Here is a 12794-nt window from a genome sequence, read left to right as displayed (position 1 = left end):
CGTCATTAGGGGGTGTGACGAGCGTCATCCCCTACTGTTGGGCTGCGGGGTGAAACACCACAGCACCGCAGAACGAACGGATAGGTATGGCCAACGCACTGGGACTGTCGATCGGCGCCACTCAACTGGTCGCGACACCCGACGACCCGCGGAGCCAACCCGTCGTGCGCAGTTCGATCCTCACCCTGCATGAGGACGCTCCGCCCGAAGTTGGGGTCCCCAGCCATCCAGGACTGACGCTCACCGGATTCGTCGGCAGGGTCGGTGACCCCGTGGGCATCGTGGCGGCGGACGGATCAATCCACCGGGCCGAATGGGCACTTACCGAGGCGATGCGCGTACTGATCGCCGACGCGGCCTCCACGGCCGCGTTCACCGCGCCTCCCGTGCTGTCCGCTTCGATCCCCGCCCATTGGAGCCCACAGACCGTCAATACGCTGCGCGACGCGATCGATCGCGTTCCCGCCCTCGCTCCGGGTGGCCGGCAGCTGAAGTTGGTCCCCGATGCACGCGCCGCCCTCGAATCGCTGGCCGCCGGCCCCGGGGTACCCGACCGTGGCGTCGTGGTGGTGTGTGATCTCGGCGGCTCGGGCAGCAGCATCACCCTGGCTGACGCCGCTCGCGGATTCCAGCAGATCGGGCAGACCATCCGATTCGTCGAGTTCTCCGGTCAGCAGATCGACCAGATGCTGCTGACGCAGGTGCTCACCGACCTGAACCAGGATCCCGAGGGCACCACGTCGGTGGGCGCCCTGACGAGACTGCGCGATCAGTGCCGTGTAGCCAAGGAGCGACTCTCCGGCGAGACCGCGACCTCGGTGCCGGTCGAGCTTCCCGGGATCACCACAGATGTCCGGCTCACTCGTGCCGAGCTTGAGGACCACCTGCGTGGACCGTTGTCCAGCCTGATCAATGCCATTCGGGACACCGTGGAGCGCAACGGAATTCACCCGGCGAACATCAATGCCGTTGCGTCGGTCGGCGGCGGCGCCAGCATTCCTCTTGTCACCCAGCAGCTTTCCGAGCAGATGCGGGTACCGGTCATCACCGGCGCCCAGCCGCAGCTCGCGGCCGCGCGCGGGGTGGCCCTGCTGGCCACCCGGCCCGATCTGCCACCACAGGACGCCACCGCGATGCGGCCGGTTGAGCAACCGCCGGGCGATGCCACCATGATGCGGCCAGCGCCCACCGGTACCGGTACCTTCGCCGCCCCGGTCGCCGCGGCCGCCGATGAAACGCCGGAATTGGCCTGGTCCCAAGATGATTCGGCCCCCGACCTCGCTCCGCTACAAGAGACCGGTTACCAGAGCGGGTACAACACCGGATACACCGTCGACCTCGACGACGAGTACCACGGCCCCGCCGAATCCACGACCGCCCGCCCCGAGCTTCAGTTCAGCCACGAACCGTATGCGGCCGACGACGATTACGACGACTACCCGCCGTTGCCGTGGTATCGCCGTCCTCTGGTGTGGTTCGTCGCGGCGGCCGCCGTGGCCGGCATCGCCTTCACCGGAATGATGGTGTCCTTGACCAGCAGTGAGTCACCGGCTCCTGCCCCGACGACACCCAGCGTGAGCGTGGTGCCGAGCACGGGTGACGCCCCGGCCGAGCCACCTCCCTCGCCGGAACCCCCGCCGCCGCCGCAGACCCACACCGTGACACAGTCGGTGCAACCGCCGCCGCCATCACCGGAGCCCCCGCCTCCCACCACCACGCCACCGGCGACCACCACCACCACCACGACACCGCCGACCACCACCACCACCACAACAACGACCACCACGACCACCACCACCACCACGACACCGCCGACGACGACTACCCCGCCGACGACCACGACGACGCAGCCCGCCTCCACGTCGACATCGCGCCCGGCGATCACGATCCCGGGCCTGCCCCCAATCCCGATCGGCCCGCGCAACTGAACGCCCCTCAGGATAACGGGCTCTCCGGGACGTTCGACGGAATCGCCTCGGCGATAACGACTATCACGCAGGCGTTATCCGCGGGCGGCGCTATGAAGGTGCTCATCACCGGCACAGCCGGCAGCGGAAGAACGTCGATCCTGACGCGGGTGCGGGACGTCTTGAGTAACTCCGGTGCAGCGCCGGTCAACCATGTCCCCGAGACGGCGTACAGCGGGAATGCCGGCCCATTCGTCATCGACGATGCCGACTCCCTGACCGACCACCAGCTCGACACCCTGCGCGCCGTCGTGGAGAACGATCCCGCGGCCGTCGTGGTCGTGGCAGCGGCCCCCCGGCGCAATCCCGCACTGCGCGCCCTCTTTCAGGCCTTGGAGCGCGAATCGCCCTCAATCACGCTCGGCCCCGTCAACACAGTTGATATCACCCGGCTTTCACCTCGTTCGACCGTTCTAGCCGATGAAATCGCCGCCGCCACCGGCGGTGTGCTGGCGCTGACGGCAGCAGCGATCGATCATCTGGGCGGGCCGGATCCACTCGACGCGGCGCTGCGCGCGATCGATACCCGTATTGACGAACAACTGCGCCGCCTATCACCGCCGGCCCAGGCCGCCGTGCTGCTGATGTCCTTGGATCCGGGCATCGGAGACTCCGACATCGCTGCGGCGCTTGCACTTTCCGATGCTGAAGCCCTTGTCGACGAGGCACTGGCGAGCGGATTGGTTCCCGGCCCCGGGCAGAGCGCGTTCGCGTCGAGAGTGCACGGGTGCTCCGCGCGGCTACTCGGAGCGGCACGGCACCTCGATCTCGAGCGATCACTGCTGCGCACACAGCTCGATATCGGTTCGGCGTCCGCCGACTTGGCCCTGGCCCTGGTCGCGCACGGACTGCGCGATCCGGCGCTCGCCAGTCTGTTATCAGAGTGGGCGGCAACCGAATCCGACCCCTTCAGTGCCGCCGATCTGTACCGGGCCGCCCTGGCGGCAGGCGCCGAGCCGGGGCCGCTCAGGGTGCCGCTGGCCGAGGCCCTGGCCCGCACGGGCGACCTGGCTGCGGCCGCCGCTCAGGCCGACGAGGTGCTCACCGCCACCGACCCGGGACATCGCGCAGCAGCCGTGCGCATCGCGGCAGCCATCGCATGCCATAACGGCGACTCCGGTCAGGCGGCCGCGTTGTACGACTGGCTGGGTTCAGACCTGGACAGTCGGACCGCCTTCTCCGCGGCGCCGGTTTTCGTGGGCACCGGCCAATTGACCAGTGCGCGAAAAGTACTGGAAGAAAACGTAGGAGCTCCACCAACGACATCGGCCACCGCCGCACGAAATACCGCGCTGGGGATCATCGCCTCGGTGGAGGGCCGTAGCCAGGAGGCGCTGTCCCTGCTGGGCCAGGCCGTCACGCAGCAGCCATCGACATCTTCCTTCATGCCGGACAGCACCGTCGCCCTCGCGGCCTTGACCATGCTGCACGGCGGCGACACGACACGCGCCCGCAGCATTCTCACCGGCGCGATGCGCACCGACCTGCCACATGATGTCTTCGCTGTGCGGCATCGGCTACTCGCGGCCTGGATCGCGATGCTGGCCGGCGACCTGAGCCGAGCCACTCATATGCTCCCCGGAGCCGACACCGAACTCTCCCGCCGCGATCGCCTGTTCGCCGAATCACTACGGACGGGTATCGCCCGGCGTCAGGGAGACACCGGGCCGCTGCGCCAGCACTGGCAGGCCTCCATGGATGCCTTATCGGCGTATTCGATCGATCTCTACACACTGCTCCCCGTTGGTGAGCTCTGGGTGGCCGCAGCGCGGCTGCGCACCCCGGACGCCATGGCACATCATGTCGATCGCGCCTTCGCGGCGCTGGCGCAGCTCGGCGATCCCATCGCCTGGTCCGCGCCACTGCGATGGGCGGGCGTGCACGCGGCGATCCTGACCAACGCACCCGAGAGCCTCGCCCCGCACGGGCAAGCCCTTGCCGCGGCCGCGGGATCAAGCGTGTACGCGCGCACGCTGGCGACCGCCGGGCGCACCTGGCTACGGGTGCTCGCCGATCAGGTGGACGGCGCTGAAGTGGACAGTGCCGCGCGGATGCTGGCCGACGCCGGGCTCGGCTGGGATGCCACCCGCTTGGCCAGCCAGGCCGCGCTGCACGCTAAGGACCCGAAGGTGGCCGCCGCGATGCTCGCACTGGCCCGCGATCTGCGGGCGCCATCGGCGGCAACCGACGGCCCGGACTGGACCGCCACGCCATCCCCGGCTTCACATTCGGTGACCTCGACGCGCCTTTCCGATCGTGAGCGCGAGGTCGCCGAGCTGCTGCTACGCGGTCTTCCCTATCGCGATATCGGTGCGCAGCTGTTCATTTCGGCGAAGACGGTCGAGCATCACGTCGCGCGCATTCGCCGTCGCCTTGGTGCCGAATCGCGCTCCGACATGTTCTCGATGCTGCGGGCGATTCTGGCGACATAAGTGCGAGAAAGTTCACCCATTCGGCGGGTTAGGTAAGCCTGACTAGGACTTTCGGCCCCGTCAATGCGACGATGACCGGGCATCGGACACAAGTTACCCGCGAGTAACATTACACTTGTTACTGACGGGTAACTTATCGGGACCGGGAGGTCAGTACCGTGAGTACAGCGACGATCACGCTGGGGATCATCGGCGTCGTCTTCAGCCTCGTTGCGTGGGGGTCATTCTTCGGCGGCGTCGTGAAGATGCTCCGGGTCGTTCTCTCGGGCCAACCTGATCGGACCCGCTGGCGTCCGATCGTCCCGCGCGTCAAGACCGTCATCGTCGAAGTGGTCGCGCATACCCGGATGAACAAGTTCCGCACTGTCGGCTGGGCACACTGGCTGGTGATGGTCGGCTTCCTGGGCGGCTTCCCGCTGTACTTCGAGTCCTACGGTCAGACCTTCAACCCGGAATTCCACTGGCCGATCATCGGCGACACGTTCCTGTGGCATCTGTGGGACGAGATTCTCGGTATCGGCACCGTCATCGGCATCGTGACGCTGATCATCATCCGGCAGCTCAATCACCCCAGGAAGCCCGAACGGCAGTCGCGTTTCGGCGGCTCCAACTTCCTGGCGGCGTACACCATCGAGTCGATCGTGCTCGTCGAAGGCCTGGGCATGGTGTTGGTGAAGTCCGGCAAGATCTCGACCTTCGGCGGTGGTCACCCGTCATCCGATTTCTTCACCATGAACGTCGCGCAGCTGTTGCCGGAGAGCCCGTTGATGGTGTCCATCTTCGCGTTCGTCAAGATGGTGTCCGGTGGCCTGTTCCTGCTGCTGGTCGGCCGCAAGCTCGTCTGGGGTGTGGCATGGCACCGCTTCGCCGCCTTCTTCAACATCTACTTCAAGCGCAATGCCGACGGCAGCGTCGCGCTGGGTGCGGCCAAGCCGATGATGTCCGGCGGCAAGGTGCTGGAAATGGAGAGCGCCGACCCCGACGTCGACGCCTTCGGCGCCGGCAAGGTCGAGGACTTCAGCTGGAAAGACCTGCTGGACATCACGACGTGCACCGAGTGCGGTCGCTGCCAGAGCCAGTGCCCCGCCTGGAATACCGGCAAGCCGCTGTCCCCCAAACTGCTGATCACCTCGCTGCGTGACCACACATACGCCAAGGCGCCGTACCTGCTGGCGGGTAACGACGAAGCACGCAAGTCCAAGCTGAGCGAGGCCGAGATCGCCGAAGGTGAGCGTCAGCTGGTCGGCGGCGAGGGTGCCGTGATCGACCACGAGGTGCTGTGGAGCTGCACCACCTGCGGTGCATGCGTCGAACAGTGCCCCGTCGATATCGAGCACGTCGACCACATCATCGACATGCGCCGCTACCAGGTGCTCATCGAGTCGGAATTCCCCGGCGAGCTCGCGGGCCTGTTCAAGAACCTGGAGAACAAGGGCAACCCCTGGGGCCAGAACTCCAAGGACCGCCTCAACTGGATTGAGGAGGTCGACTTCGACGTCCCGGTGTTCGGTCAGGACGTCGACAGCTTCGCCGACTTCGAGTACCTGTTCTGGGTGGGCTGCGCGGGTGCCTACGAGGACCGTGCCAAGAAGACCACCAAGGCGGTCGCCGAGCTGCTCGCTCTGGCCGGAACCAAATTCCTGGTGCTCGGTGCGGACGAGACGTGCACGGGTGACTCCGCCCGCCGCGCGGGTAACGAGTTTCTGTTCCAGCAGCTGGCCATGCAGAACATCGAACTGCTCAATTCGGTGTTCGAGGGTGTGCAGCAGAAGCAGCGCAAGATCGTGGTGACCTGTGCGCACTGCTTCAACGCGCTCGGCAATGAGTACCCGCAGGTCGGCGGCGACTATCAGGTGGTGCACCACACGCAGCTGTTGAACCGGCTGGTGCGCGACAAGAAGCTGGTGCCCGTCGCACCGGTCTCACAAGATGTCACCTACCACGACCCGTGCTACCTGGGCCGCCACAACAAGGTGTACACCGCACCGCGTGAGCTGATCGGCGCCTCGGGCGCCGCCCTCACCGAAATGCCAAGGCACGGAGAGCGTTCCATGTGCTGTGGAGCCGGTGGCGCCCGCATGTGGATGGAAGAGCAGCTGGGTAAGCGCATCAACATCGATCGCGTCGACGAGGCCCTGGCCACGCCCGCATCCAAGATCGCGACGGGCTGCCCGTTCTGCCGTGTGATGCTGACCGACGGCGTGACCGCTCGCGACGATTCCGCGGCAGTCGAGGTCGTCGACGTCGCGCAGCTGCTGCTCGAATCCGTAGGCCGCACCGAGGAAATTCGGAAGGCTTTGCCCGTCAAGGGAACTGCCGCTGCTGCGGCCGCCGAGAAGGCCGCCACCAAGGCCGCCGAGCCCGAACCTGTTGTCGCCGAGGAAGAAGCGACGGCGGCCGAAACCGCTCAGGTCTCCGCGCCAGCTGCCGACGCCAAGCCCATCACCGGGCTGGGCATGGCCGGCGGCGCCAAGCGCCCCGGAGCCAAGAAAGCGGCCTCCCCGGCCACCGAGGCCAGCACCGAAACGGCGGCTGCCCCCGCAGCGCCCGCACCACCCGTCAAGGGACTCGGCCTGGCCGGCGGCGCCAAGCGCCCCGGAGCCAAGAAGGCCGCGCCAGCCACCGAGGCCAGCACCGAAACGGCGGCTGCCCCCGCAGCGCCCGCACCACCCGTCAAGGGACTCGGCCTGGCCGGTGGCGCCAAGCGCCCCGGAGCCAAGAAGACCGCCGCACCGGCTGCCGAGGCGGCTGCCGCCCCATCCGAGCCTGCGGAGGCACCGGCAGCTCCCGCCGCACCGGCACCACCGGTCAAGGGTCTAGGGATGGCCGCCGGCGCGAAGCGCCCCGGAGCCAAGAAGGCGGCCCCCGCTCCCGCGGCACCGGCTGCCGAGTCCACGCCCGAACCCCAAGCAACGGCACCGTCCACGCCCGCGGAACCGGCAGCTCCCGCCGCTGCAGAGCCTCCGGTGAAGGGCCTCGGCATTGCCACCGGTGCGCGCCGTCCCGGAGCCAAGAAGGCGGCTCCTGCCGCGGCTACGCCCGCTCCGGAACCCGAGCAGCCGGCATCCGCTCCGGAACCCGCCACTTCCGCCCCGAAGGAAGAGGCCCCCGAGGCCGACTCGGCACCAGAACCGCCGGTCAAGGGTCTGGGTATGGCCCCGGGAGCACGCCGTCCAGGCCGCCGAAATTAGATATTGGCTGGACAGCAATGCCACCATTGAGACCGTGAGTACCGATAACTTGCCGACTGACGTGCCTCCGCGCGTGCCCGGCATCTCGCCGCGGCAGCATCAGCGGGTGTTTGCGCAGTCCACCAAGCTGCAAGACGTCCTCTACGAAATCAGGGGTCCGGTACACGCTCACGCCGCCCGGCTGGAGGCCGAGGGGCACCGCATCCTGAAGCTCAATATCGGCAACCCGGCGCCATTCGGCTTTGAGGCACCCGATGTCATCATGCGCGACATCATCCAGGCGCTCCCCTATGCGCAGGGGTACTCCGATTCCAAGGGCATCCTGCCCGCGCGGCGCGCGGTGGTGACCCGCTATGAATTGGTCGAGGGATTCCCGTACCTGGACGTGGACGATGTCTTTCTGGGCAACGGGGTATCCGAGCTCATCACCATGACCACCCAGGCACTGCTCGACAACGGCGACCAAGTGCTCATCCCGGCACCCGACTACCCGCTGTGGACCGCCGCGACCTCGTTGGCCGGCGGCACCGCGGTGCATTACCTGTGCGACGAGACCAACGGCTGGATGCCAGATCTCGAGGATCTGGAATCCAAGATCACCGAGCGCACCAAGGCCCTCGTCATCATCAACCCGAACAACCCCACCGGTGCGGTGTACAACCGCGAAATCCTCACCAAGATGGTGGAACTGGCACGCAAGCATCAGCTGCTGCTGCTGGCCGACGAGATCTACGACAAGATCCTCTACGACGACGCCGAGCACATCAGCGTCGCATCGCTGGCCCCGGATCTGTTGTGCTTCACCTTCAATGGTCTGTCCAAGGCGTACCGGGTGGCGGGCTACCGGTCGGCCTGGCTGGCCATCACCGGGCCTAAGGATCACGCCGCCAGCCTATTGGAGGGCGTCAATCTCCTGGCCAATATGCGCCTGTGCCCGAATGTGCCCGCCCAACACGCGATTCAGGTTGCACTCGGTGGCCATCAGAGCATCGACGACCTGGTGCTGCCGGGCGGCCGCCTGCTGGAGCAACGCGATGTGGCCTGGACCAAGCTCAACGAGATTCCCGGTGTCTCCTGCGTCAAGCCGAAGGGCGCGCTCTACGCCTTCCCGCGCCTGGACCCCGAGGTGCACGAGATCCACGATGACGACCAACTCGTGCTGGACCTCCTACTCAACGAGAAGATCCTGCTGACACAGGGCACGGGCTTCAATTGGCCTGAGCCTGATCATCTTCGTATCGTCACGCTGCCATGGGCCCGCGACCTGGCGGTCGCCATCGAGCGGTTGGGCAACTTCCTGGCGAGCTACCGCCAGTAACGTTCCTGGCGATCCCGGTCACGAAGCGTGGGGTAGCTCTTCCACCCGCTTGCCCAGGCAGAACACGCGCCATCCGGCGTTGACCCACTTGGCGGCATCCAGGCAATTACGGCCGTCCACAATGACTTTGGTGCGCACAACCTTGGCGAGCTCATCGGGGTCGTAGTCGACGAATTCTTGCCATTCGGTGAGCAACAGCACGGCATCGGCACGGTCGGCGGCCTCCAGCACCGAGGTGGCGTAGTTCAGCGTCGGGAACAGCCGGCGCGAATTATCCAGGGCCTTCGGGTCGTAGACATTGACCGCCGCGCCGTTGAGCTGCAGTAGACCAGCCACATTGAGTGCCGGCGAGTCACGGACGTCATCGGACTCGGGCTTGAACGCCGCACCCAACACCGCGATGTTGGCGCCGAGTAGCGACCCCCCGCATGCCTTGGTGGCGAGCTCCACCATGCGGGTGCGGCGGCGCATGTTGATGCTGTCGACCTCACGCAGGAAGGTCAGCGCATGGCTGGCGCCCAGCTCGCCGGCGCGGGCCATGAAGGCCCGGATATCCTTGGGCAAGCATCCGCCGCCGAAACCCAAGCCCGCGTTCAGGAATCGGCGGCCGATACGCGGGTCGTATCCGAGCGCGTCCGCCAACGTGGTCACATCAGCGCCCACCGCCTCGCACACCTCGGAGATGGCATTGATGAAGGAGATCTTGGTCGCCAGGAAGGCATTGGCCGAAACCTTCACCAACTCGGCGGTTTCCAGATCGGTGACCAGGAAGGGAACTTCCTCGTCGAGGATGGGCCCGTACAGTTCGCGAACGAGCTTCTCGGCGCGGTCGGAGTTCTGCTGCACACCCAATACGATGCGGTCCGGGTGCAGGGTGTCCTTGACGGCATAGCCCTCGCGCAGGAACTCCGGATTCCAGGCCACTTCGACGTCAACGCCCTGAGCCGCGAACCCGGCTGCCCGCTGGCCCAGTTCACGTGCGGTACCCACCGGGACGGTCGACTTGCCGATGATGACTGCCGTCCGTGAAAGCAGCGGTACCAGGGTGTCGATCACCGCGTGGACGTGACTCAGGTCCGCACCGTATTCACCCTTCTTCTGCGGTGTACCGACGCCCAGAAAATGCACATCGGCGAATTCGGCTGCCTCGGCATAGCTCGTGGTGAAGCGCAGCCGCCCGGCTGCGATGTTGCTCTGCAAGATCTTTCGCAGGCCCGGCTCATAGAACGGGATGTCACCGCCCGAGAGCTTGGCGACCTTGCCTGGGTCAATGTCGACGCCGAGCACCTCGTGGCCAAGCTCGGCCATGCAGGCTGCATGGGTGGCGCCGAGGTATCCGGTTCCGAAAACGGTGCATCTCATACTGCCTATATAGGCCTCCAGGGTTAGCAACCTGGATACGCCGCACCATCGGCGTCCTAACGCCGGATGTACGGCGAAAAGCACTGTGAATTACGGATTAATGCCCGCCAAACGGCCAGGGGAATCCCGAGTTCGACCCGCCGCCGGATCCGCCCGATCCACCGCCGTGAGAGCCGCTGTTGCCACCCCAACCACCACGGGAACCGCCGCTGTCGCCCCAACCGCCACGCGAGCCGCTATCCGAGCCACCACGCGAACTTCCGCTGTCGCCCCAACCGCCACGCGAGCCGCTATCCGAGCCACCACGCGAACTTCCGTCGTCGCCCCAACCACCACGCCCCGAACCACCACGCGATCCACTATGGGAACCGCTGTCGGAGTCGCCGCCCCCGATCGGCGGCAGGCCCGGAATCGAGATAATCGGCGGCTGCTGGGTCTGAGCAGGAGGCGTGTACGTCGGACGGTTGCGGTCCGGCCACCACGGATTCTCCTGGCGCCTCGGCTGCTCCCACACCGGCGGGAACAAGGGAATCGGCACCGGCACGATGGCAGGCGGCGGTGCCACCGGCGCGGGCTGCTCCTCGGGCAGGGGAGCAGGCGCGGCGGGCGGCGGAGGTGCCTCCGGTGCGGGTGCCTGCGGCGCGGGCTGAACAGGTGCGGGGGCCGCGGGCTTGGCGGCCGCTGGAGCGGGGCTGTGCTGCGGAGCCGGAGCCATCACCTGCTGCACCGGAGCGGGCGCCTGTACCGGCGCCGGCGGCTCTGCCGGGGCTGCGGGTGGAGCTTGTTTGGGGGCCTCGGGCGGCAAGGCGTTCTGCACCGGGTTTTGCACGACGGCGCGGTCCGGCGAGGACGGTCCCTGGTCCACCGTGGAGCGGACCGTCACGGTCAGCGAAACGGCAAGCGCGATCGAGCAGATGCCGAAGACCAACAACAGCGGCGCACCCACCAGGAGGAACGGCTTGCGTTCTGCGGGCGGGTCGTCCAAGTCCTCGTAATCGCGCAACTCGGTCTTTGCATCCGCGGCGCCCTCGGTAACTGCTGTGCTCGCTCCGGGATGCACAAAGCCGGTTCCGGTGGGCCCTTCGAGCGAGTAGGCCTGGCCCAGCAGCGCGGTGCTGGCCTCGAAATCCGGTTCCTGCGCCGACGCCAGCGCGGCACCCCGGGCCAGCGCCAGCTCGGGTTGGTCCGGAGAATTCACCGGCAGGGAGATCGCCTCGCCCAGCGGATCGGTGAGATCGGAGACATCGGTGCCCAGGCCCAGCAGGAACACCCCGTCGGGGGCGTTCTCCTGGCCCTTGAGCGGATTCACCAGGCTTGCCAGCACCCCGGGGGTGACTCCGGTGATGAGCGGCTCGCTGGCCAGACCGACGACCGACCCATCGGCGGAGTCCACCACCGCAAGCGTCGCGTTCTCCGGCTCGATGACCAGCAGGGCCGATTTGTCGTACCCGGTGACATTGCTGGCCGCCTTGGCCAGCGCACCACCGGCATGCAACGCGGAGAAGAATCCGACACCGTCGATCCCGCGGCTGGCCAGGGAGTCACGCAGCTCGGCGGCTTCGGCGTGATCGCTCCACACCACGCCGGTGGACACCAGATGATGGCCGCCGTCGAGCATGCCGTCCCGGGTGCCCACGATTGCCGACAGCACCTGTTCGGAAGCGGAGCCTTCGCCATCGGAGACGATGATGGTGTCGGTGTCGACGATCCTGCCGTCCGCACCCGCGCCCTCGACCAGTACCAGCCGGGCAGTCGTCGGTGTCATAGAGACACCAAGTACGACGTCCACGTCAGATCCTCCGCTACATGTCGACAGTGTCACCCGAACAAACGCGCCAAGGCCGTCAAAAAGTTCGAGTTGTTGCCGATTGTGTATCGGTGCGGCGCGTTTCCTCGTTACCCCGGTTAGGGGTCGATGAAGTTCTGGTAGGAGCGCGACGGGGTCGGACCGCGCTGCCCCTGGTACTTCGACCCTACCCCGGCACTTCCATAGGGGTGCTCGGCCGGAGATGTCAGGCGCAGCAGGCACAGCTGCCCGATCTTCATGCCCGGCCACAGGGTGATGGGCAGGTTGGCGACGTTCGAAAGCTCGAGGGTGATGTGCCCGGAAAAGCCGGGGTCGATGAATCCGGCGGTGGAATGGGTCAACAACCCCAGGCGGCCCAACGAGGACTTTCCTTCCAGCCGCCCGGCAAGGTCGTCGGGCAACGAGCAGATCTCCAGCGTGGACCCGAGCACGAACTCACCGGGATGCAGCACAAACGGCTCGCCCTTGTCCGGCTCGACCAGACTGGTCAGCTCGTCCTGGCGTTGTTTGGGGTCGATATGCGTGTAGCGCGTGTTGTTGAACACCCGGAACAGGCTGTCGAGCCGAACGTCGATGCTGGACGGCTGGATGAGGGCTGGATCAAGGGGCTCGATGCCAAGGCGCCCGGCCTCGAGCTCGGCGCGAATATCGCGATCGGACAGCAGCACGCGACGAGCCTACCGATGAGCCGCCCACGAGAAGAGGCTCGGGCGGGCG

Annotated in this window: 7 protein-coding genes; 4 read left to right on the top strand and 3 right to left on the bottom strand. The window is 66.8% G+C overall.

Features of this window, described 5'->3' with window-relative positions; all coding sequences use genetic code 11:
• Window positions 1-86: 86 nt before the first annotated feature.
• From AC5Y5C_RS03095 to AC5Y5C_RS03080, 4 genes are all read left to right on the top strand, one after another.
• Window positions 87-1928 (top strand): Hsp70 family protein, encoded by a 1842-nt coding sequence (locus AC5Y5C_RS03095; protein ID WP_499968879.1) that lies wholly within the window; start codon window positions 87-89, stop codon window positions 1926-1928.
• Window positions 1929-1990: 62 nt separating this feature from the next.
• On the top strand, window positions 1991-4399 hold the full coding sequence (gene iniR, locus AC5Y5C_RS03090; RefSeq protein WP_499969337.1) for an isoniazid response ATPase/transcriptional regulator IniR: 2409 nt from the start codon (window positions 1991-1993) through the stop codon (window positions 4397-4399).
• A gap of 158 nt (window positions 4400-4557) precedes the next feature.
• On the top strand, window positions 4558-7590 hold the full coding sequence (locus AC5Y5C_RS03085; protein WP_499968877.1) for a (Fe-S)-binding protein: 3033 nt from the start codon (window positions 4558-4560) through the stop codon (window positions 7588-7590).
• A 7-nt stretch (window positions 7591-7597) separates the two neighbouring features.
• The gene (locus tag AC5Y5C_RS03080; RefSeq protein ID WP_499969335.1) at window positions 7598-8908 is read left to right on the top strand and encodes a pyridoxal phosphate-dependent aminotransferase; all 1311 of its coding nucleotides are present in this window, start codon (window positions 7598-7600) and stop codon (window positions 8906-8908) included.
• A gap of 18 nt (window positions 8909-8926) precedes the next feature.
• Here the strand turns inward: AC5Y5C_RS03080 and AC5Y5C_RS03075 are convergent, their stop codons facing one another.
• The 3 genes from AC5Y5C_RS03075 to dcd form a co-directional block, all read right to left on the bottom strand.
• Window positions 8927-10270, bottom strand: a complete 1344-nt coding sequence (locus AC5Y5C_RS03075; RefSeq protein WP_499968875.1) for a UDP-glucose dehydrogenase family protein — start codon at window positions 10268-10270, stop codon at window positions 8927-8929.
• Between the two features lie 97 nt (window positions 10271-10367).
• Window positions 10368-12059 (bottom strand): DUF7159 family protein, encoded by a 1692-nt coding sequence (locus AC5Y5C_RS03070; RefSeq protein ID WP_499968873.1) that lies wholly within the window; start codon window positions 12057-12059, stop codon window positions 10368-10370.
• A 116-nt stretch (window positions 12060-12175) separates the two neighbouring features.
• A complete protein-coding gene (gene dcd / locus AC5Y5C_RS03065) occupies window positions 12176-12745 on the bottom strand; it encodes a dCTP deaminase (RefSeq protein WP_078326030.1) in 570 nt (189 codons plus the stop codon).
• Window positions 12746-12794: the final 49 nt, after the last annotated feature.

The organism is Mycobacterium sp. NGS15 (assembly GCF_059813245.1).
Note: the sequence above shows the minus strand (reverse complement) of the source record. Positions and strands in the feature narration are given on the sequence as shown.